Genomic DNA, 22,006 nt, shown 5'->3' with positions numbered 1-22,006 from the left:
GTCGAAGATTAGTAAGGCATGCACTGCAATTTGTGTGTACGCTTCTCCCCTTCCGCGCGCCGCATCCTAGCCCCATAAATCGTGCTAAACTCGGCAAATCGTCACGCGATGAGCACAATCTTGGGTGCGTTGACCCAAGGCATTCCCTGTGGCGTTATTGTTATTCTGGACCACAAGTGAAACGGCAGGAGGTTTTCTGGGTTCGGTCAGGGGGGATAGAAGCGCGAAACAAGGTCGTCCGCGTGACCTGCTCCGTGGCCTATGGCTGGCGGGCTTGGCGGTTTCGTTGCTGTATGGCGGAATGGCTAACGCTGATGATGTAACTTTCATCGTGAAAGGGGTCTCCAAGCCCCTGGAAGTAAATCTCGTACGTGCCCTCCCCCCTGCAGTGATCGGATCCCAGGCGGACCGTTTGGAAGAAGCAGAGATGGCGGCCGGTTTGCGCCTTAAGGATGCGCTCGAAGCCTATGGTTACTACGGCGCTACCTGGACGAAGAGCAGTAAACACATCGCAGCGGGGAAAGTCCTCGTAACCTTCTCCGTCACCCCCGGGCGGCCTATTCTGGTCCGCAAAATCGACCTAAAATCCACCGGCGATGGATCCAAACTACCGGCTTTACAAAAGCTGTTCGCTCGGTTTCCACTTCATAAAAAAGAGGTTCTCAATCAGGTCATTTACGAGGACTGGAAGGGTAATCTCCTCTCACTCCTCACTGCGCGCGGTTATGCGCAGGCCAGTTATTCGCGCCATGAGATTCTTATAGATCGTGACCAGTTCTGGGCAGATATTTATTTGTGGCTCAATACCGGGCCACGCTTCCGAGTTGGAGATATTAATATCACCGGTGCGAGGCACTATCCGCGATGGTTCATTCAGCGCTATATTTCTTTCAAGACAGGAGACTGGTATTCACCAAAAGCGCTGGCAGTTACTCAAAGCAATTTGCGCAATGCCGACCGGTTCTCTGATATTTCCGTGCATGGCGATTTGGGGAAATCGAAAAATAATGCCATACCTGTTTCAGTCAACTTGAAAAGTATGCCGGGGCAACACCTGAAAATAGGCGCCGGTTACAGTACTGATATCGGCCCTAATGCAGCAATTATATACGATAATTATAATGCTTTTGAACAGGCTCAGCATGTTCGCGTTTCCATTTTGGCGGCGCAACTGAATCGCAATGCCAGTATTACCTATAGCTGGCCGGTCGGTGCGCGCCTGGGGTCTGAATATATTGCGCAAGGCAGCTATCAGAATCAAAATCTGACCGCCTATAACGCTAACGAGATCCTTGCCAGCGCTGGTCGGCAGTGGTCATTGCGCAGCGATAACAGTCTGGGTAAAGGTGAAACCATAGAGGCCTTGGTTAATTTTGAGGACGCCAACTACAATGTGGCTGGGCAGTTTAACACGAGCTTGTATATCTATCCGTCGGTACAGTATAGCATACAAAACTTCCGCAATATTTTGCGCCCCATAGCCGGCTATACACTGACGGCGAGGATTGAGGGTGCCAGCAAGGTATGGGGTAGTGATGCAAATTTTATCCGCTTTAGCACCCAGGGAGAATGGCGCAAGCGCTTGGGTCAGAACTGGGTCCTCGGTACCCGTGCCAAGCTGGGGGCAATGTGGTTAAACGGGTCCATTGGCGAATTGCCACCTAATCTACGATTTTTCGCAGGTGGGCAAAATAGCCTGCCCGGTTATGCCTATCAATCGCAGGGTCCATTGGCTGCGAACGGTGCAGTGGAAGGTGGGCGTCTTCTTGCCGTTGGTGGCTTCGATATTCAGCGCTTTGTCGCTAAAAACTGGGCTGTCGTCGCATTTTATGATGTGGGTAATGCATTCAACAGTTGGTCCAGTTTCCATGCGCTTCAAGATGTTGGGCTAGGCGTGCGCTGGTATTCCCCCGTTGGACCCATACGCTTTGACTTGGCACACCCACTGGTTGCTCCGCAAACACCGGCTGTCCGTGTCGCCTTCTCGGTAGGTTTCAGCCTATGATTCGCGTCCGCCACGGCATTATTGCCGGTGTGCTGCTGGTCCTGATTACGCTGGCCACCGTCCTGATCTGGCTGCTCACTACCAGTTACGGTGCACAGTGGGCGTTAGCGCAGGTCCCAAACTTACAGGTCAAACAGGTAAAAGGCTCGCTTACCGGCAAGATGCGGCTTTCCGGTATTTCCTGGCATAATGCGGACATGCGCTTTCGTGCGCAATCTTTGCAGTGGCACTTGCATCCTGCCCATTTGCTCTGGGGAGAAATCGACTTTGCCGACCTCCAGCTTCACCAGGCCGATTTGCACCTGCCGGTGCCCTCTGACAAACCCAGCCCTATTCATTTGCGCTGGCCCGCATTGCCTCTGTGGACCCGTCTCATCGACCTGAAACTGAGCCCGGTTACTTGTACGAACCTGCGCATATGGCAAGGAACGCAGAAGCCCTTCGTCCTCTCCCTGGCGACATTTTCCGATCTGGCCTGGCAGCGTGGCAATCTGCACATCCAAAACCTGTCGGCGCAAATACCCCAGGGCAGACTCCAGCTTACGGCAGACCTGCAAATGGGAGAGCGCGGACTGCGAAGCCTGGGTGTATGGAGACAAGGTAGTGCCATCAACGCGTTGACCGTAAGTTGGGAAACACACTGGCATGGCATTTCGGCCCAGACATTTGGCGGCCCCCTGAAGATTCAGATACAAGAAAACAAGCGACTGACGACTTTGAGCGGTATGACGCAGATCTCCCCACAGCAGATTTTGCTTCAGTCACTACAGCTTAGTAATCCTGCGCTCCAGAAACCCGCACAGGGGCATTGGCGCCTTGATTTGCCCAACAATACCGCAGGGAATTACCAGATCAGTGGCGGCTTCGAGCAGATCCTGGCAAAAGCGCTGCCCAGCACGTTACCGGTGGGCGCATTGGCCGTCAGTTTGACTTTGCGGGGGAACACTGAGCGTTATCAAGGACAACTGGCGCTGCACGGTGATCCCAAATTCGGCGGTATTCAGGGCCATGTGAACGGCAATCGCCAAAACCTGCAATACCATTATGCCGGCAAGCTGTTGGGCGCAGATCTGCTGCCTTCGGTGCTGGCCGTCCGGTGGCGGCCACAACTCACCGTCACCGGGCAGGTTCGGGTCAGGGGCCTGCAAACACAGCACATTATGGCTCAGGTACCAGGCAATTTTTCCGGAGAACTCAGCGTCAACGCCACCCAAATTTCCAAGGTAATCACGGGTGATGTGCGGCTGCAATTGCTGCCTAGCGAGCTTTACCGCCAAACCTTGCAGGGCGAGGCGTTGGTGCACTTCGCAGGGAGTGCGTGGGATCTGCAAAAGGCACAGTTTTTTGGTCCGGGTGTAAGCCTGAGCGCGCAAGGTAATTTACAACAACGTCTGCATTTCATCCTCAACGTGGCGCAGTGGCAGGGCTTGCTTCCCGGTGCCCAAGGGAAAAGTTTGCTTCAGGGTTGGGTGGCGCGGCCTCAGGCGCGGTGGACTGGAGAAATCCAAGGCACCGGCCAAGGGCTTGCCTATCATGAAGTAAAGATCAATACACTGAAAACACGGGCCGAATTCCGCGCCACGAACGCCTTGCAGGCGATGATCAATGTAAAGGGACTGGCATACGCTGGCCACCGCATTGATTTGCAGGCCCATGCGCAAGGACCATTAACACGTTTTACGCTGGGACTGGACGCACAGTGGCCGCAAAGCCGCCTCTCTGTCATGGGGTTGGTGTCTCATCAGGCCAATGCGTGGGGACTGCGATTGGAGAAGACCACACTGACCAGCATCCCTCTGGGAAACTGGCGGTTACTCCACCCAGCCACTCTGCAATGGGTCAATGGTGCTGCATCGCTCAGCAAAATGGCTTTCGCCGATGCGCATGCTGCCCGGATTACCGCGCAAGGTCACTACAATCCCGCCACCAACCAGGCCGATTTGGGACTCGATTTGCAATCTCTACCTCTGGATTTTTTTGCGCAGGCGGAGGATGCATCGCTCCATGGTTTTTTAAATGCGCATCTGCAAGCGCAGTGTCACGGAGTTTGCCAAGCGGAAGGACATTGGAATTTTCAGAAAACCCAATTGCAATGGCGGCAGGCAGGCACGCCGCATACGCTCTCTCTGCAGCGGTTTACCGGTCAACTCCGATGGTTGCCCAAAGACCTCTCGCTTGCTGCTGACCTTGGTCTTGCCAATGACTGGGGTAATGCCCAGCTGACCATGCACAGCCCCGCGACACTCGTTCTGCCCTGGCACTGGGACGCCAATGCCCCAATACAAGGGGCTATTAAGGCGCATGTAGGTGCACCACTTTTTGCTGCCATCCCCGTCGGGAATTTGCGGATTCGCCCGCAAGGTCAAGGGAGTATAGATGCACAGGTTCTGGGTACCTGGGCGCATCCGCAGTGGACTGGTACAGCACAACTCCAGGGTCTGGGCTTTTTCGTCCCGCAGGCGGGTTTGGATGTTCGTGACGTGGGCGCCAAACTCGTGGGAGATGGAAAAGAAGTGCGAATCAATCAATTACAAGCCAGCTCCGGCGCTGGCCAAATATCCGGGACAGGCATCGTCCAATTTCAGCAGGCGAATGACTTTACGCTCCACGTCACTGGGAAGAACTTCACCGCGCTCAATCTGCCGCAGGTACAAGCTGCGGTCAGCCCCGACCTGAGCATTTCCGGAAACCTAAAGAAAATCGACGTGCAGGGAAATATACACACCGATCGTCTGCGTATATTGGGTACGGATTTCAGCGGACCCAAGCCCTCAGGCGACGTCGTTTTTGTGAAAAATGTACACAAAAGCAGCGGCCCTGCCTTGGATGTCAATCTGCATGTAACCCTTGGGGACGATGCGAGAGTCATCATCAGCGGGCTGCGTGCCCGGTTGGTCGGTGACCTTGCAGTAGACATGCATGACGGCCAAAGTCCGCAGGTTAATGGCACTCTGCGCATGGTGGATGGCCGTTATGCGATTTATGGGCACACCCTCACCTTCCAGCGTGGTTCCATCCTTTTCCACGGTGCGGCGAACCAAGCCAACCTGGACGTGCTGGCGGTACGCACTATCAAAGGCTCCTCTAGCTTCGCCGTGGACAACACCCCCGTAGAGGCTGGTGTACAAGTCACCGGTACACTGCAAGTGCCCCAGGTAGCGCTCTACTCCAAACCTTCCATGTCGCAGACGGATATCCTCTCCTATCTCGTGCTGGGTACGCCGAGCAGTGGTCTCACCAGTCAGAACGCGCTGCTTTCCGCCGCTGCGGGAACACTTTTTTCTGCAAGCCGCGCCGCATTGTTCGGCAACAGCCTGGATAGCAGTGGCATTGATGTAGGTGTAAGCTCCGAAGGTAATTCGGGTCTGGCAGGCGCCATGGTTACCATGGGTCATTATCTTACTCCCGATCTTTATCTCAGTGTCGGACAATCCGTACTGAGTAGCGGGACTGTAGCACGACTGCGTTACCGGATTTCCCGCCATATTGAAATTCAGACGGAGAGCGGGACCCAGAACGGCGCCAACATATTTTACCGTATCGACTTTTAAGATGGTGGTAAGCTCACATGCCGACTGAAATCTCTGCACATACGGATGTTCTGCTGATTGGCGGCGGCGCGATTGGCTTACTCAGTGCGATCAGGCTTGCGGAGTCCGGTCTGCGGGTTACGGTGCTTGATCAAGGTCATATCGGTCAGGAGGCATCATGGGCTGGCGGGGGCATCCTGAGCCCGTTGTATCCGTGGCATTACCCACCTGCCCTATTGAGTCTCGCGCTGTATAGTATGCAGCGCTATTTCTCCCTGACTTCCAGGTTGGTACAGCAAACTGGCATTGATCCTGAATGGACACCCTCCGGTTTGCTTATTCTGGAGGGCGAACACGAGAAAATCCCCAATGATGTGTTGGCTTGGGGGGCGTCGTTGGGGCTGGATTGGCACCTGGGGCCTGTAGAAAAAACGCGAACACTCTGGTGTCCGGAGGTCGCCCAGGTACGGAATCCTCGCCTGCTGGCGGCAATGTCCGTACGTTGCCGCCAGCTGGGCGTCGTATTCCATGAAAATACTGCGGTCACCCATTTCCGTAGACGGGGTGAACGACTGGAGGGCGTAGAAACCACCGCCGGATTTATGCCGGTAGAGCGGGTCATCGTGACGGCCGGTGCCTGGAGCGAAAAAATCCTTGCGGAAACGGGTAGTCATCTGGATATCATTCCCGTGCGCGGGCAAATCCTCCTGTTTCAGGGCAAACCCGGAGTCCTCGATACGATATTGATGCGCGATAATCATTACTTGGTGCCGCGGCGGGATGGACTGATTCTGGCTGGCAGCACGAGCGAATTTGTCGGTTTTGATAAGTCGACTACAAACAAGGCACGAGAAGAACTATTGGACTTTACTATCAAGACACTTCCCGATTTGGAGCAGGCCCAGGTCCTCAGGCAGTGGTCCGGATTGCGGCCGGGAAGTCAGGATTGCGTCCCGTATATCGGCCCCATTCCCGAATGGGAGGGGCTCTTTGTCGCTGCCGGCCATTTTCGCTATGGACTCACCAACGCGCCCGCGACAGCCGATATCCTGGTCTCCCTGTTGACGGGGACACCGCTGCCGTTGGATATTGCCCCCTATGCAGCCCTGACACCGAGGTCAGCACATTAAGGCCTTTTCTTGTCGCTAGAGAAGCGTTATAACTATAACCAGTTTAGAAGTAAAGTGAGACTATCCATGAATAACAATGACTGGAACAAACAACGTGTGCTGGAAGTGCTCCGTGACGCCGGAGTCAATCCGACAAGCCAGCGTGTGGAGATTGGTTACGCGTTGTTCTCCTCTTGCGCGCACTTGTCCGCCGAAGAGATCATGCAACGCGTCAATGCAGATTATCCCGTAGTATCCAAGGCGACGGTTTACAACACCTTGGGCCTCTTCGCCGGACATGCGCTGGTGCGGGAAGTGATTGTGGAGCCGGGTAAGGTATTCTATGACCCCAACGTGTCTCCTCACCATCATTTCTACTACGTAGATTCGGGAGATCTGGTGGATATTCCGGCATCCTCCCTGCAAATCGGCACGCTCCCTGACCTGCCGCCGGAGACAGAAGTGGAGAAAGTCGAGGTGGTGATACGGCTTCGGCAGCGCGCGACGCACTAAATCACTGTGTCGCCCGCCCTTGCCTTCTTGGCGGAAATTCCTATAATGTGGCGCTTCGGGTTGTTAGCTCAGTTGGTAGAGCAGCTGACTCTTAATCAGCGGGTCGTGGGTTCGATCCCCTCACAACCCACCAAATAACACAAGGGTTTAGGATTCTTCCTAGGCCTTTTTTGTTATCTGTTGGCGTGCATGTAAAACTGGCCACCTGTGCGCGTTGAATTTCGAACAGGTGTTATAGCGGAGCAGCGTACCAACACGGCTGTGGATCACTCGACCAGACTGAGACGGTGTTAACCTTTTTTTTCAGCGAATGCTGATCGTCAGAAGGCTGCGTTTCCTCAAACGGTGATGGCTGTTTTTCTTTCTCTCGATCCTTGATGCGAGCCTTGGCCGATGCGCTGCTTTGCAAGACATCAGGCTGCTTTCCCCGCATCGCCAGGCAATTGCCAGCGGCGGATCCGGCGCATGAACAACCGGTCCCTTGCATTCCGCTAAAAGCAAACATTGGGCCCGCATCGGCGTTATTTGTTGAAAAATCGTTTCCCGGATCAGATGGAACTTTCCAGCGCAAAAAGCGGTCGGATATTGCGCCGGCATGAAAGGGAAGTCCGCTGGTTGGTACGGCAACGCTCCCTTTCTCGCCCATGGCAGCAGCGATGGATTCCCGCACCGCCGCCGTTCTGCCTGATCAACATCTCCTATACTCTGCTATAGGTTACGGAGTCCCCCTCCCCGCGCGTATTGGAAGGAAAGCACGCCATGGCAGCAACGAGCAAAGCCCCCGGCCCCGCCTGCCGGCATGCGGTCTGGTCCACCGCCAAAAAAGACTTCGTCGGCACGGCCCCCGGACCGGCTAGACTCTGGTTCACCGTCGGCAAGGGCATCATCACGGAGGTCTTTTATCCGCGCATCGACATTCCCCAGGTCCGGGACATGGGTTTGATCATTGCCGATGGCAAGGGTTTCTGGCAGGAACTCAAGGCCTTGCCCGAACCGCAATTGCAGATCGACGATCCGGCCATCCCCCTGCCCATCATTATCCATCGTCATGAGCGCTTTACCTGTACCCTCCGGATCTGCGCCGATCCGCTACGGGACGTCCTGCTGATGGACTTCCAACTGGAGGGGGACGCCGATCTGCGCCCTTATCTGCTCTGTGCGGCGCGATTGGGCGAAGACGCCGAGAACAATCAGGCCTGGGTTGGCCAATGGGAGGGCCGACCCGTGCTCTGGGCCCAGCAGGGACCCTTCGGCCTGGCCATATCCTGCCGGAGTCCAGAGGGCTTGCCCGGATTGGAGGCCCCCTCCGTGGGCGAAGTAGGCGCCAGCGACCTCTGGCAGGATTTCCACGCCAACGGACGGATGCTGTGGCAGTATCAAGAAGCCGGCCCCGGCGAGGTTTCCCTGTCCGCCCGCCTGCCCCGTCAAGGCACGTTGGCCCTGGGTCTGGGCACCAGCAAGGAGGCGGCCGCCACTCTGGCCTGGTCTTCCCTGGCCGAGGGCTTCGCCGCCGCCGAAGCGGGTTATCAATCTGCCTGGGATGCCTGGCATAGCCGATACCCCATGCCTCCCGAGTGGAAACGCAAGCTCCCCGCCGCCGTCCAAGCCCTCTATACCCGTTCAGCCACCGTCCTCAAGGTCCACGAAGACCGTACCTTTCCCGGCGCCCTGGTGGCCAGCCTCTCCGTACCCTGGGGCGAGGCCAGCGACAGCCGGGGCGGATACCATCTGGTCTGGTCCCGGGATCTGGTGGAAAGCGCCGGCGCCCTCCTCGCCATGGGCGCCGCTGCCGAAGCGCGCCAGGTGCTGACCTATCTCATCAGCACCCAGCAGACCGACGGCCACTGGCTGCAAAATCAATGGCTGGGCGGCAAGCCATTCTGGCAGGGAGTGCAACTGGATGAAACCGGCTTTCCGATCCTCCTTGCCGCTGCCCTCCAGGCGGAGCAGGCACTGGAAGGGATCGCCGTTGGCGACATGCTGCGCCGCGCTCTGGGCTTCATCCTCCGCGAAGGGCCGGTCACCGGCCAGGATCGCTGGGAAGAGGACGGCGGCGTCAATCCCTTCACCTTGGCGGTGGCCATTGCCGCGCTGGTGGAAGGCGGCGAACTGCTCGGCGGCAAGGCACGGGATTGCGCGCTGCTGCTGGCCGATTACTGGAATGCGCGCCTGGAGGACTGGACCTTCGTATCCGGCACGGATCTCGCCCGGAAATACGGCGTCGCCGGCTATTATCTGCGCATTGCCCCCCAGGACGTGCTCATCCATGCGGGCGCCAAGGAGGAATGGATGATGATCAAGAATCGCGCCAACGACCCGCATCTGCCCGCCGCGGAGCAGGTCGCCACCGACTTCCTGCAACTCTGCCGTTATGGTCTGCGCCGCGCCGACGATCCGCACATGCAGGACTCCGTCAAGGTGATGGATGCCTTGCTCAAAACCGACACCCCCAGCGGCCCCGTCTGGCACCGCTACAACGGCGATGGTTATGGCGAGCACCCCGATGGTAGCCCCTTCGATGGCAGCGGCCGCGGCCGTGCTTGGCCACTCTTGGTGGGAGAGCGCGGCCATTTCGCCCTCCTGGGGGGCGACGACGCCCTGCCCTACATGGAAGCCATGACCAAGATGACCGGCCACGGAGGGCTCTTGCCCGAACAGGTCTGGGACAGCGCCGCCATTCCCAATCGTGACCTCTTCCCCGGACGGCCCAGCGGTTCCGCCATGCCCCTGGTCTGGACCCATGGTGAGTTCGTCAAGCTCTGCCACAGTTGGCAACGCGGCTACCCCGTCGATCGCCCCCAGGCCACCTGGAAACGCTATCAGGGCAAGGCGCCGCAGATTGCGTATACGCTCTGGCGTTTTCGCCAGCGCTCCCGGCAAATGCCGGCCGGCAATGAGTTGCGCTTCCTGCTCCCGGCGCCCTTTACGGTGCATTGGGGAGTCGATGGCTGGCAAGACCCCATGGACACCCCGTCGGAGGATTGGGATCTCGGCCATGTCGCCATTTTGCCCACGCAGAAAATGGCGCCCGGAACCACGCTCCAATTCACCTTCTACTGGCGGGATACCGGCCAGTGGCAGGGCGAGGACTTCAGCATCACCCTGCAAGGAGAAAACTCATGATTGCCATCGATCTCACCGGACGCCGTGCCCTGGTCACCGGCGCGAGCGGTGGTTTGGGCCAGGCCATCGCCGAAATTCTGGCGACCGCCGGCGCCCAGGTCGCCGTTCATTACCGCAAGGGGCAGGCCGAGGCCGAACAGGTCGTCGCTGCCATCCAGGGCAAAGGCGGCAAGGCGCAGGCCTTCCAGGCCGACATCTCCGATCCGGCCGCCGTCGAAAAGCTGCTGCAGGAGATCGATGGCGCCTTTGGCGGCCTCGATCTCCTCGTCAACAATGCTGGCATGGATGGTCCCCGCGCCGTCGTCGGCGATGACGATCCCCAGGTCTGGGAAAAAATCCTCGCCGTCGATCTCATGGGCCCCTACTACTGCGCCCGCGCCGCCATCCCGCGCATGGAAAAATGCGCTTGCGGCGTCATCATCAACATCACCTCGGTACACGAGTTCATCCCCTGGGAAGGCTACAGCGCCTATACCAGCGCCAAGGCGGGACTCTCCATGTTCACCAAGACCCTCGCCCAGGAAACGGCCGACAAGGGCATCCGCGTGGTCGCCATCGCCCCCGGCGCCATCAAGACCCCCATCAACGAAGCCGTCTGGGGCAACCCGGATACCCTCAAGGACCTCGACGACAAAATCGCCATGGAACGCCTTGGCGCGCCGGAGGAGATCGGCCATGTCGTGGCCTTCCTCGCCAGCGACCTCGCCAGCTACATCACCGGCACCACCATCGCCGTCGACGGCGGCATGCTCATCTATCCGGATTTCCGCCATGGCGGCTAGCCTCGACGCTGACGTGATCATCATCGGCAGCGGCGCCGGTGGCGGCACCCTGGCCCGAGCCCTCGCCCCCTCGGGACTATCCATCCTCATCCTGGAACGCGGCGATTACCTCCCCCGCGAATGGGGCAACTGGGACCCACACACCGTCTTTGCCGAACACCGCTACCACACCCACGAACAATGGCACGATGGCGGCGGCCAGCCCTTCACCCCTGTTACCGGCTATCATGTGGGGGGCAACACCAAGTTCTACGGGGCGGCCGTTTTGCGCCGGCGCGAAAAAGACTTCCTCCCCCGCCGCCATCGCGACGGCCTCACCCCCGCCTGGCCCATCAGCTACGCCGATCTCGCGCCCCACTATGAGCAGGCCGAGGCCTGGTACTTTGCCCATGGCAAGGCCGGTGCCGATCCCCTGGAACCGCCCCGCGGCCCCTTCGCCTTTCCCCCATTCCCCCATGAGCCCATCCTCGCGGCCCTGGAGCAAAAATTGCGGAATATGGGGTTGCACCCCTTTCCCCTCCCCCTCGCCCTCCAGCGCCAGGATGAAGACCCCGCCCATAGCCCCTGCGTGCGTTGCCCCACCTGTGACGGCTTCCCCTGCCTGCTGCGCGCCAAGGGCGATGCCGAAGTCTGCGGCGTCACTCCCGCCCTGGCCCACGCCAACGTCCGCCTGCTCACCCGGCATCGCGTCCTGCGCCTGCTGCGCGGCGCCGACGGCAAGGGAGTGGAAGGTGTGGAAACCGATCAGGGCGCCCTGCGCGCCCGCGTCGTCGTCCTCGCCGCCGGCGCCGTACACTCCGCCGCCCTCCTCCTCGCCTCCGCCGATGCCACCGCGCCCCGAGGCCTCGCCAACAGCAGCGATCAGGTCGGGCGCAACTACATGTGTCATCTCAACAGTGCCTGCATGGCCCTCAAAGCCGCCCAGGAAAACACCACCGTCTTCCAGAAGACCTTGGCCATCAACGATTTTTACGACGACTCGGGCGACCCCGATTATCCCTATCCCCTCGGCCACATCCAGAATCTCGGCAAGGTCACGCCGGCGCTGCTCCATGCCCAACAGCCCCTGCTCCCCATCCCCGTCAGCGCCTGGACCGCCAGCCACTCCGTGGACTGGTGGCTCACCACCGAAGACCTGCCCGACGCCGACAACCGGGTCACCCTCGACAGCGACGGCCAGATTCGCCTCGCCTGGCAGCCCAAAAACCGCGAAAGCCACCAGCGCCTCTGTGCTCAATGGCGCAGGATCCTCCACCAGGCGGGCTTTCCCCTGGTCTTCTTTCAGGCCATGGACATCTCCGCCACTGCGCATCAGGTGGGCACCTGCCGTTTTGGCGAAGACCCCAAAGACAGCGTCCTGAATCCCTGGTGCAAGACCCATGACATCGACAACCTCTACGTCGTGGACGCCTCCTTCATGCCCTCCATCAGCGCGGTCAACCCCTCCCTCACCATCATGGCCAACGCCATCCGCGTCGCCGCGCATCTGGCCGAGCGCTTCAAAACAGGGGTCTGGGCGTGAAACGCGGCGTCACCGCCGTCTACACTGCGGGCTTTTTGCAGGGGGCGGCCTTCGTCCTGGTCCCCGCCCTGGGCCACATCCTGCACCAAGCCCCCTACGCTTTCGGCAGCAGCGCCTATGGATTCCTGTATTTCCCCGAGATCATCGGCGCCATCCTTAGCGCCCTGGCCGCCGGCAGCATCCACAGCCGCCTCGGCGGCTCCGGCGTCTTTCGCCTGGGGGCGCTGAGTAACGCCGCCGCCATGTTCCTGCTGGTAGCCGCCGCCTTTACGGGTGGTAATCCAGCCTATGGGCTGATCCTCGCCGAAACCTTCCTCCTCGGTATCGGCTTCGGCCTCACCAACGCCGCCATCAACCGCTCGGCCTCCCTCCTCTTTGCCGGAGCCGCAGCAGCGGCGGTGACCATTCTCAACGCCGTCATCGGCGGCGCCACCGCCATCTCGCCCCTGATCCTCGAAGGCTTTCGCAGCGGCATCGGCTGGGCGGGCTGGCCGGCCCTCCTCGCCATTGCTTGGCTGGCTCTGCTCCTGCTGCCCATTGCCGCCGATGGTCCGGCGGAGCTGGGTGGCCTGCGCGCCTGGCGCCGTTCCATGCTCCCCTTTGCCGGCGCCGTGCTGATCTACGCCATCTGCGAAGGCAGCTTCGGCAGTTGGGCCAATGTCTTGGTCAGCGTCAATCGCAGCCTGCCCGCCGCCAGCGGCGCCCTCGCCCTGGCCCTTTTCTGGGGCGGCATGACCGCCGCGCGTTTTGCCCTGGGCTTCATCCCCAACCGCTTGCTGCACCGCCGGATCGTCTATCTGCTCGCCCCCCTGGGCATGGCCGCGTGCTTCCTCCTCATCCCCCAACTCATCACCGCCGGCGCCCTGCTCATGGCCTTCACCGCCGCCGGGGTCGCCTGCGGCATCTACTATCCCTACAGTATGGCCTACGGCATTGCTGCCCACCCCCAGGAAGGCACCCAGATGGCCGGACTCCTGGTCGGGGCCCTCATGGTGGGCGAAGGCATCGGCTCCTTCGGGCTTGGTCCCCTGCAGGATCTGCTCCGCCTCGGCCACATCTATACCCTATCGGCCCTCTGGGCCATCCCCCTCTTCTGGCTGGCTTGGCGCAACAGCCGGCCTGCCCGTACGCCGAGGACCTGAGCCCATGGCTGAACGCGTCCTCATCCTCGGCGGCGGCTTCGCCGGCAACGCCGCCGCCCGTGCGCTCCGGGGTCAAGGGCTGGAGGTGACCCTCATCGACCAGCGCAATTACCACCTCTTCCAACCCCTCCTCTACCAGGTGGCTGCCGGCGATCTCCAGGCGGAGGCCATCGCCACGCCGCAACGGCGCCTCCTGCGCGGCGACCTGCATTTTCGCCTGGGACGGGTCGCCCGATTGGACCTTTCCCAGCGTTCGATCTTTCTTGATGACGGCGACGTCCTTCCCTATGACTACCTCTTCATCGCTCTCGGCACCGTCACCAATTTTTTCGGCAATGCCGCCATCGCCAGCCATGCCCTGCAGCTCAAAGGCATGGAAGCGGCGGAAGCAGTCCGTTCGCGCATCTTCAGCGCCCTGGAAGCGGCCAGCCATTGCACCGACTCCGCCGAACGGCGGAGCTGGCTCAGCTTCGTCATTGCCGGAGGCGGTCCCACTGGGGTGGAGTTTTGCGGCGCCCTGCTGGAGCTCCTGCGCGTCGTGCTCCCCCGCGACTACCCGGAATTGCGCCTGGAAGAGTTGCAACTCACCTTGGTGGAGGGCGGCGCAGCCCTACTTCCCGGCTTTGCCGCCCCCCTCCAGGCCCAAGCTGCAGGCAAGCTGCAAAAACTCGGTGCCCAACTGCGCTTTCACACCCATGTCCTGGGATTTGACGGGCAAACGGTGCAATGCCAGCCGGACCCGGACATTCCTGCCCATACCGTCGTCTGGACCGCCGGCGTAACGGCCCATCCACTGGCGGCCACCATGCCCGGCGCCAAGGGGCCCGGCGGGCGAATCATCGTCGATCCCCACCTGCGCCTGCCGGGACACCCCGAGGTCTTCATCCTCGGCGACCTGGCCTATGGCAGCGATGGTGCGTTTTGGCCCCAGGTTGCGCCCTTCGCCCTGCAGAGTGCCCGCCACGCCGCCCTGGTGCTGCAATCCCAACGGCACGGGCGTCCCCTCCCTCCCCCTTTCGCCTACCGGGACCCTGGCAGCATGGCCGTCCTCGGCCGTTTCGATGCCGTCTGCCAGATCGAACGCTGGCATCTGCGCTGGCATGGCTGGAGCGCCTGGCTGCTCTGGCTAGGCCTGCACCTCTACCGCATCATCGGCACCCGCAACCGCCTGCTCACCCTGCTCGACTGGGGAACGGATTACCTGCGCCACGGCGCCGCCGTGGAAATCATTCGCTCTCCTACCGATCCTTCGGATCCGTGCGTCCATACCCAGCCATCCCGGCATAAAATGCAGGCCGGCAATTTGACAAGTTCTGCTTCTTGAACTACTCGGTATGTATTATTTATTTTCCTAGCATGAGGAGACGCCATGGAAGTTTTAGCGAAAGATTCATCGGGCATCACTCTGCGTTTCGAGAAGAAAGATCTCGGCAGCTTGGTTGAGCCGATCATCCAGAATGCCGAGCAATTCGGCAAGGAAACCCTGGATCTGGTTTATCTGCTGGCCGAGCAGGATTACCGGATAGACGATCATTTCCGTCAACCGCCCCATCCCTTCGGACAATAAGGAGCTACCATGCTCATCAAGGACGAACAGGAAAAAACGGTAACCATCCATCTGAGCGCCCGCGAGGCCGGAGCTATTTCTGCCGATATTATCGAGAATGGTGCCAAGGCGGGGAATGCTGCCTTGGCCCTCGCCAACTTGCTCCGGGAGCAGGGGTATATCCCAGATACAGAGGGTGAACCACGTTACGAATGGGCAGGCCCTGACGATTTGCCCACCCCCGGCTAGCAGCCATCACCCGGCATTGTCGTTGAAAATGCTTGGCACATGACTGCCACTGCCTTATTTGCCATTCGTTTCTCACGGAGCTGAATTTTCTACCGCATCCGTAAAATTTGATGTGACACGGGCTCCCTCCGAATCAGCGTACAAGGAGATGGGAGAAGGCATATGAATACAGCCGATCTAGCCGACGCATGCCATGCATTAGCTGGGGAATTTGAGAAAACGCAAACCGCTTACATTGATGACGGGCGGTGTTGTTTTGCACGATGGATCGTGGCCGCTTTTGAGATATGGTCAGATGCATGGTGTATCATTACCAACACAGGTGAGGAACTAATTTCATGTTGGACAGTAAGTCACCAGTTTTCATGGTGTTAATGCCTGTATTTAACCGTATGAACCTATTGGAAAGGGCTATTGGTTCTCTCTATCGGCAGACCTTTCAGGATTTCTGTTTGGTGGTGATCGATGATGGCAGCAACGATAACAGTCTGCAACGCGCGATGGATCTCACCAAAAAGTTGGCACATCCATCGGTTTTGATCCGGCTGCCTGAAAATATCGGTGTTGGAACCGCGCTGAATATCGGGGCGGAGGTGAGCCGCAGCAAAAGCGTACCTTGGATAACGCGGCTGGACTCCGATGACGTGTATGCATCGGATTATCTGGAAAACCGACTACGGGTCATCCGTACGTATCCAGAGGTGGATTTGTTTCATGGTGGAATCCGGGTCATCAATGGCCCTGAGACGGTTCCTGACGCAAGAAATAGGAAACGGCGCATTGCCATATCAGAAACCTCCCAAGGGGCGACCATAGTGGTTAAGGCTGAAGTTTTTGAGCGATTGGGGTGCTTTGACGACCTGCGCTACGGAGAAGATCATGCCTTTCTGGAGAAAGCCCGTATGGCAGGACGCTCAATCCGTAAGCTGGACTTCGGAGACTATTACTATTACCGAGATACGCTGAATGCGCTAACCGGTTAGCATCCATCCCGCCAACGTGCGCTGCAACCGAGCATGAGGATTTTTTGGACGATAATATGGCAGAAAGCCGTTTGTGCCCTCTTCGTGTTTTCGATACGGTCGATCACCCGCATCCGTCCCGACGACCCTGCCGTGTCGCCTTCACACCGGAGCCCAGGCCCGGGAGACATTGTGCCCATGAATCAAGCGCTATGAAGTGTAGGGCATGCGCTGTTCCGGCTGAAGGGCCGGCGCCGCGAATCTTGACCATCGGCCACGGCGCGCGTTCCCTGGAGGAATTCAACGCCTGGAACCGCCTAGCCATTGCCTTCCGTACCCCCGCCGGCAGCTATCGGCCGGATCTGGACCGATAGATGGGATACTACTTCCGCCTCAGCCCGAGACCGCCCTTTCGCCTGGATCTCACGGTCTGGGCGCTGCGCCGTCAAGCCCATAACAGGATGGATGGCTGGGAGAGCGAAACCTATCGGCGGGTCTGGCGCTATGGGGACGGATGGCTGAAAGTCCGGCTCTGGCAGACGAAGGGTGATCCCGATCCGTTTCTGGAAGGAGAAATCTACGAAGGCCCCAGGACGAGCGGACTGTCTCTTGGGTCCGTGCGCAACTCACCTGGATGCTGAGCCTGGATCGGGATCTCGGCCCCTTTTACGCGGTGGCCGCTGCCGATCCTCGTCTTGCGTCCCTGGCGGCGCGCTACCGGGGTCTCCGGCCACCCCGTTTCCCCTCCCTCTTCGAAGGACTGGTCAATGCCGTCGCCTGCCAGCAACTGAGTCTGCATCTGGGTATCACCCTCCTCAATCGCCTCTCGGAGCTCTGCAGGGAGGGGGTGGAAGAAATGGACCGGGTGTATCCTTTCCCGGATCCCCGCTCTCTGCTGCGGCAGGAGGTGACGGCCCTGCGTGGTCTAGGCTTCAGCCGCCAGAAGGTGACCGCCTTGCGCGCTCTGGCGGAAGAAGCGGCGGCCGGCAGACTAGAGCGTGAAGACTGGCAGGACCTGCCCAACGCCGCAGCCGTACAGCGTCTGCTGCGTTTGCGCGGCATCGGCCGCTGGTCGGCAGAGTACGTCCTGCTGCGCGCCTTGGGGCGTCTGGACATTTTCCCCGGTGACGACGTGGGGGCGCGCAAGGCCCTGGCCCGCTGGCTGGAGGAAAACGGCAGCTTGGATTATGCCCAGGTCGCCCATCGGCTCCGGTCATGGCAGCCCTACGCCGGCATGGTATATTTTCTGTTGTTGATGCGGCGACTGGAAGGAGAGGGACATATGTTGAGCCCCAGCGATGAACTGCCGCTGTCCCATTCGGATCAGGCGGACAGGCGGTAATTGCGTAGGATTTCCAGAAAGCGGCTGATCAGCTCCGAATGCCCCTGAATGTGGAAGATATAACGCGGCACGCTCCGTTCGGTGCTGCGAGCCATGAAGGGCTCTCCCCAAAAGCTCAGGAGGGCCTCCGTCCGCCCCGTCGCCGCCGAATCCGCCACAATCAGGGAGATGCTTTCTTGATTATCGATCCAGGTGGGTTCCTGAACTTTATGGGCGCCCGGGCAGGCGCGGATGGTGGGCAGGATTTCTTCCCAGGGACGGCGCTGATCTTTGTCCAGAATGAAGCGCATGGTCGTGATGCGTGGATTCTCCAGGGCCGGCCGGAGCAAGGCGTCAAACAAGGCCGGGGGCTTGTACATGGAAAGGCAGACATTGAACCAGATCATTTCGCCGCTGGCGTGGGTCAAGAACTCCGTGCTGACCTTGCGGATCCGGTTCGGCCCGATGAGTACGGCATCGGGAGGCAGGAGGCCCACTTCGATTTCACGCAGGCTTACCTGGACGGCCGCAAGTCGGCCCTCCAAACGCTCCATGGCCCTTTCCCGGCGCATGTCGCGTAGAAAGAGCAGAGCGATGAGCGCAACAGTCAGGGTAAGCAATACCTCACCCTGAATCAGGTGCAGGAGTTCCATGACGATGGCCGTGACCGCCGCGATAACGCCTGCGATGGCATCCCATTCCAAATTGAGCAGGCGTTTCGTGTGCACCATTACCCCTCCATGATGACGTTTTCCAGGTTTACAGGCGACGGAAACTTTCCGGTTGGATCCCACTGGTTTCCGTCCCGAGGCCAATGCTCTGGGAGCGGGTACATCGCCAACCCCGTCATATTAATATGGATGCCCTGAGATGCAAGGATTGTCCGCTTTTGGCCTCATGGCAAAGGGCGGGGGATCCTGGTCTTCGTCCCGGCGCGTAGACCCAGCCCCAAATGATGGATCATTCCGGCCAGGGTGATCACCCAAGCGAGCAGAGCCAGATAGAGGAAGACATGCCCGAGAGGGAGTAAAAAGGGCAGATCCATGCTTTGCGCCATATGGAGCGTGCAGAGGCTGTACATGCCGAGGGGGAAGACGACGCCCCAGTAGAGAGGATCGTAACGCATCGGAAGCCTCTTGACTCCGTGGCGCCAGAACTCCAAGGCGATCAACAGCGGAATCCACCAGCTTCCGGTGGCCCAGTAAAACACGGTGAAACCCTTAAGGAATGGTAGAAGGGAGTGCAGATATGGTGCCTTGCCGCCGTTGGCGATGAGCAGGGAACCCGCCAGAGTGGAGATGGCCATGGCTCCCATGTTGATCCAGTACGGCGGCACCAGATCCTCCGCCGAAAAACGGAAGAAAGTGTAACGATAAAAGATAAGCACCACGATCCAGATGTAGAGCATGCCGCCCCAAAGCCACAGGGAGAGGGCAATGAAGTTGAATTCCAGCCGATGCACAGGGTCCCAGTGCGCATCCAGAACGGCAGCGAGCACGGCGAGGGACTGGGCGGCGACCACTGCCAGCAGCCAGATGCCGGTGATGCCCTCCTCCAGAGAAGGCTTATGTTTCTGGATGGTGAAGGCCGTAAAGATGCCATAGTTCAGTATCAGCCAAAGGGCCATGGCAAGCCCCCAGAGCAGCATCCCCTTTTTTTCCTCGTTCGCCAAAAGGACGAACTGGCTGCCGAGAATGGCGGATCCGGCTACCACGGAAAAAAAACCTGGGCCGCTCTGGTAATCCTTGAAATCCACGCCCATCCGCCGACCGAAGCGCAGCATGCGCCAAATAGTCAGGAACCATAACACTACGTAGAATATTCCGTTGAGCCAGAAGAGTAACCGGGCGAGGAAAGAATCGCCCACCGCCTGAGCCGCCAAGGAGACAGCACCTGTGGCCATCACCAAAGCGAAATAGGCAGGAGCCAAGTTCTCGGCGGCGGAGTCTACCAGACGGGGCAGACCCGTCCGATTCCTTTCCATATCGCTGCCCCCTCCGTAAGGCCTGGATGATCAGTCCTGCGATCCTTCCTCAGCGAGACACAGGATGCCACCCTTATGGTAGGCCACATGGCGGCTTTTGTCGCTTTGGATGGCGTATTGCGGGTCTTCCGGGCTCGCATGGTGGGTATAGCCGTGGACCGGAAAATCCTGCTCGTGGATGGCCACGATCCGCCCCGTTACCCTGCCTGCCTCCGAATTCCAGGTAACGTGATCGCCCACGGCAAAGCGCGGTGCCGGCGGCTTTTTCATGAGGTGTCCTCAGCGCCAAAAGCTTACGTAGAAACGTGCTGGGCCCAGGAACTCCACCCGGTGCGGCAGATCGGGCGGTATCCATGCAGGCCGTGCCGGACTCAGGATCCACGCGCGGGCGCTGCCGTCTTCCAGGCAATATCGCAAGTTCCCTTCCAGGAGCACGATGCGCCCCCAGACCCCGGCTTTGGTGCGATGATCATGGAGCAGGCCGGCGGGGGCGTCGTCGTCGGTGAACTCCGGTGTGCGTTGGTATTCCTTCAAGGGCACGGGCGGCTCGGGCAGGGGCAATTCCGCCCCATCTTCCCCGGTGTCCAGATATTGGCGTTTATCCCGCACATGCCGCCACTGCTCGGCATCGGGCAGGGCAGGCTTTTTTTGAATGATGACGGGCCAGCGGCGTGCCAGGCGCGCGTTGAGTTCCGGATATTTTTCCATGCCGTCCGGCAAATCCACGTCGCGGAAGATGGCGTCTACCGGACACTCGGACACACAGAGGGTGCAATCGATGCATTCGTCCGGATCGATGGCCAAAAAGTTGGGGCCCTCGTGGAAGCAATCCACCGGGCATACTGTGACGCAATCGGTATACTTACAGCGAATACAGGCTTCTGTAACCACATGGGTCATTGGATATCCCCCTTAACGTATGCCCCGGAAATGCCTTCTACGCCAGATCGGCGGGATTGCGCTCGCCCCATTTCCGAAAATCCGTCAAAACTGATCATCACGGCGTATAAAAGATGCCTCAATCAGAGCTTCATGTCGATAAACGGATAGATTTTATACCTATCCCGCGACTCGCCCGCGTTATAGTAGCCGTTGGGCTTCCTGTACCACATTTTCCACGGTGAATCCCAGATGGCGGAAATTTCCTGGATGAGGTGGATGGGGACATTCTCCCAAATGTGCTCTGGTCGTCACTTATGAGCTATCATTCGGATGATCCTGCTGATCACGAATTTCAGGGATGGGACCAAACCCGACATGTGCCGAATGGGGTGGTGGGCTGTACTGCTGATCGTTATTGGCAGCCTTCCTGCGGGTCCGGCATTGGCGGAGCCGTCCCATGCACCTTCCGCCCCGGAGGCAGCCATGCAAATCTATTCCAGTGCCTTTGCCAGCGGTGGCATTATTCCGCGCCAGTATACCTGCGAGGGGGAAGACCTTTCGCCTCCCCTGCGCTGGGAGGATATTCCCGCCGGGACTCAAAGTCTGGCCCTTATTGTGGAAGACCCAGACGCTCCAGACCCCGCAGCTCCCCAGCGCATCTGGGTACATTGGGTACTGTATGACATTCCGCCCCGTGTTCAGGAACTCTCTGCAGGGGTACAAAGGTTCCCTCCCGGCGTTCGGGAAGGCATCAACGACTGGTTACGCAGAGGATACGGCGGCCCTTGCCCGCCCATCGGTAGACACCGGTACTTTTTCCGGCTCTATGCCCTGGATACGACCCTGCCTGTGTTGCCAAGTCCCGACAAGGATAACCTCCAGGCGGCCATGCACGGACATGTGCTGGCCGAAGCCACGCTCATGGGACGTTATGCCAAGGGCGATCGTTAAGTCGCAGTACGGAGAGATGTTCCGATCGGGCGATCGAAAGCGGTAATCCTCTTCACGTGGTGGGGGAGCGGCCGCGCCGCCATATCGACATTTAGAAAAGCCAATGAACTAGCTTCTTGGATATTTTTCAGGGGCGGTTGTTTGTCCGCGTCATGGTTCCGATGGTATGCCAGACAGGCCAATTTTGCTCCTTGACTCTGTAGCGTACTTCAGGGTTTACCATCTTTAAAGGATTCTGGAAGGAAGCGTCGAACACCGAAATGCCGAGAATCAGCCGATCTTTCCCCCTGGTTGCGTTGCTGGCTTTGTTCCTGCTGGGAGCATGGATGAGCAATGCTGCAGCGGGCATGTCGTCTTGCCTTTCATGTGCTGCTGTGACAGGCAT

Annotated in this window: 20 protein-coding genes and 1 tRNA gene; 16 read left to right on the top strand and 5 right to left on the bottom strand. The window is 59.3% G+C overall.

Going from position 1 to position 22,006, the window contains the following annotated elements; all coding sequences use genetic code 11:
• The first annotated feature begins 148 nt into the window (after positions 1-148).
• The 5 genes from AFERRID_RS14695 (at position 149) to AFERRID_RS14675 (ending at position 7,290) form a co-directional block, all read left to right on the top strand.
• Positions 149-2,005 carry an autotransporter assembly complex protein TamA gene (locus AFERRID_RS14695; protein WP_126605609.1) on the top strand — a complete coding sequence of 619 codons (1,857 nt, stop codon included), beginning with the start codon at positions 149-151 and terminating at the stop codon, positions 2,003-2,005.
• Positions 2,002-5,556: a translocation/assembly module TamB domain-containing protein gene (locus AFERRID_RS14690; RefSeq protein ID WP_126605608.1), complete on the top strand. Its 3,555-nt coding sequence runs from the start codon at positions 2,002-2,004 to the stop codon at positions 5,554-5,556. Before AFERRID_RS14695 ends, AFERRID_RS14690 begins: the two co-directional genes overlap by 4 nt.
• A 17-nt stretch (positions 5,557-5,573) precedes the next feature.
• Positions 5,574-6,665 (top strand): NAD(P)/FAD-dependent oxidoreductase, encoded by a 1,092-nt coding sequence (locus tag AFERRID_RS14685; protein WP_126605607.1) that lies wholly within the window; start codon positions 5,574-5,576, stop codon positions 6,663-6,665.
• 66 nt (positions 6,666-6,731) lie between these two features.
• A complete protein-coding gene (locus tag AFERRID_RS14680; protein WP_009567370.1) occupies positions 6,732-7,157 on the top strand; it encodes a Fur family transcriptional regulator in 426 nt (141 codons plus the stop codon).
• A 57-nt stretch (positions 7,158-7,214) separates the two neighbouring features.
• Positions 7,215-7,290 (top strand) — tRNA-Lys (locus AFERRID_RS14675).
• 99 nt (positions 7,291-7,389) lie between these two features.
• Here the strand turns inward: AFERRID_RS14675 and AFERRID_RS14670 are convergent.
• Positions 7,390-7,827 carry a hypothetical protein gene (locus AFERRID_RS14670; protein ID WP_126605606.1) on the bottom strand — a complete coding sequence of 146 codons (438 nt, stop codon included), beginning with the start codon at positions 7,825-7,827 and terminating at the stop codon, positions 7,390-7,392.
• 89 nt (positions 7,828-7,916) lie between these two features.
• Here AFERRID_RS14670 and AFERRID_RS14665 point away from each other — a divergent pair, with 89 nt between their 5' ends.
• The 10 genes from AFERRID_RS14665 to AFERRID_RS14625 all read left to right on the top strand — a co-directional run bounded on the left by AFERRID_RS14665 (position 7,917) and on the right by AFERRID_RS14625 (position 17,825).
• On the top strand, positions 7,917-10,280 hold the full coding sequence (locus tag AFERRID_RS14665) for a glycoside hydrolase family 15 protein (RefSeq protein ID WP_126605605.1): 2,364 nt from the start codon (positions 7,917-7,919) through the stop codon (positions 10,278-10,280).
• Positions 10,277-11,062 (top strand): glucose 1-dehydrogenase, encoded by a 786-nt coding sequence (locus AFERRID_RS14660; RefSeq protein WP_126605604.1) that lies wholly within the window; start codon positions 10,277-10,279, stop codon positions 11,060-11,062. Before AFERRID_RS14665 ends, AFERRID_RS14660 begins: the two co-directional genes overlap by 4 nt.
• Complete coding sequence (locus tag AFERRID_RS14655) at positions 11,052-12,584, top strand: GMC oxidoreductase (RefSeq protein ID WP_126605603.1); 1,533 nt, start codon at positions 11,052-11,054, stop codon at positions 12,582-12,584. Before AFERRID_RS14660 ends, AFERRID_RS14655 begins: the two co-directional genes overlap by 11 nt.
• Positions 12,581-13,726, top strand: coding sequence for an MFS transporter (locus AFERRID_RS14650; RefSeq protein ID WP_126605602.1), 1,146 nt, complete (start codon positions 12,581-12,583; stop codon positions 13,724-13,726). Before AFERRID_RS14655 ends, AFERRID_RS14650 begins: the two co-directional genes overlap by 4 nt.
• Before the next feature lie 4 nt (positions 13,727-13,730).
• Positions 13,731-15,050 (top strand): NAD(P)/FAD-dependent oxidoreductase, encoded by a 1,320-nt coding sequence (locus AFERRID_RS14645; RefSeq protein ID WP_126605601.1) that lies wholly within the window; start codon positions 13,731-13,733, stop codon positions 15,048-15,050.
• Positions 15,051-15,095: 45 nt separating this feature from the next.
• Positions 15,096-15,293 (top strand): hypothetical protein, encoded by a 198-nt coding sequence (locus tag AFERRID_RS14640; RefSeq protein WP_113525576.1) that lies wholly within the window; start codon positions 15,096-15,098, stop codon positions 15,291-15,293.
• A gap of 9 nt (positions 15,294-15,302) precedes the next feature.
• Positions 15,303-15,521 carry a hypothetical protein gene (locus tag AFERRID_RS14635; protein ID WP_113525577.1) on the top strand — a complete coding sequence of 73 codons (219 nt, stop codon included), beginning with the start codon at positions 15,303-15,305 and terminating at the stop codon, positions 15,519-15,521.
• Positions 15,522-15,859: 338 nt separating this feature from the next.
• A complete protein-coding gene (locus tag AFERRID_RS14630; protein WP_113525578.1) occupies positions 15,860-16,504 on the top strand; it encodes a glycosyltransferase family 2 protein in 645 nt (214 codons plus the stop codon).
• Between the two features lie 353 nt (positions 16,505-16,857).
• Positions 16,858-17,124, top strand: a complete 267-nt coding sequence (locus tag AFERRID_RS15840) for a hypothetical protein (protein WP_232027639.1) — start codon at positions 16,858-16,860, stop codon at positions 17,122-17,124.
• Positions 17,118-17,825, top strand: a complete 708-nt coding sequence (locus tag AFERRID_RS14625; RefSeq protein ID WP_232027637.1) for a DNA-3-methyladenine glycosylase family protein — start codon at positions 17,118-17,120, stop codon at positions 17,823-17,825. Before AFERRID_RS15840 ends, AFERRID_RS14625 begins: the two co-directional genes overlap by 7 nt.
• Here the strand turns inward: AFERRID_RS14625 and AFERRID_RS14620 are convergent.
• The 4 genes from AFERRID_RS14620 to fdxA all read right to left on the bottom strand — a co-directional run bounded on the left by AFERRID_RS14620 (position 17,807) and on the right by fdxA (position 20,688).
• Positions 17,807-18,535 (bottom strand): hypothetical protein, encoded by a 729-nt coding sequence (locus tag AFERRID_RS14620; RefSeq protein ID WP_197722457.1) that lies wholly within the window; start codon positions 18,533-18,535, stop codon positions 17,807-17,809. The genes AFERRID_RS14625 and AFERRID_RS14620 overlap by 19 nt on opposite strands.
• Before the next feature lie 164 nt (positions 18,536-18,699).
• The gene (locus AFERRID_RS14615) at positions 18,700-19,788 is read right to left on the bottom strand and encodes a tellurite resistance/C4-dicarboxylate transporter family protein (protein ID WP_113525580.1); all 1,089 of its coding nucleotides are present in this window, start codon (positions 19,786-19,788) and stop codon (positions 18,700-18,702) included.
• Positions 19,789-19,818: 30 nt separating this feature from the next.
• Positions 19,819-20,058 (bottom strand): hypervirulence associated TUDOR domain-containing protein, encoded by a 240-nt coding sequence (locus tag AFERRID_RS14610; protein ID WP_113525581.1) that lies wholly within the window; start codon positions 20,056-20,058, stop codon positions 19,819-19,821.
• A gap of 9 nt (positions 20,059-20,067) precedes the next feature.
• Entirely contained in the window at positions 20,068-20,688 is a 621-nt protein-coding gene (gene fdxA, locus AFERRID_RS16380) for a ferredoxin FdxA (protein ID WP_113525582.1), read from the bottom strand.
• 312 nt (positions 20,689-21,000) lie between these two features.
• On the opposite strand from fdxA, the gene AFERRID_RS14600 reads away from it, so the two are divergent.
• Complete coding sequence (locus AFERRID_RS14600) at positions 21,001-21,621, top strand: YbhB/YbcL family Raf kinase inhibitor-like protein (RefSeq protein WP_225981769.1); 621 nt, start codon at positions 21,001-21,003, stop codon at positions 21,619-21,621.
• Positions 21,622-22,006: the final 385 nt, after the last annotated feature.

The organism is Acidithiobacillus ferridurans, assembly GCF_003966655.1.
GTDB lineage: Bacteria > Pseudomonadota > Gammaproteobacteria > Acidithiobacillales > Acidithiobacillaceae > Acidithiobacillus > Acidithiobacillus ferridurans.
Note: the sequence above shows the minus strand (reverse complement) of the source record. Positions and strands in the feature narration are given on the sequence as shown.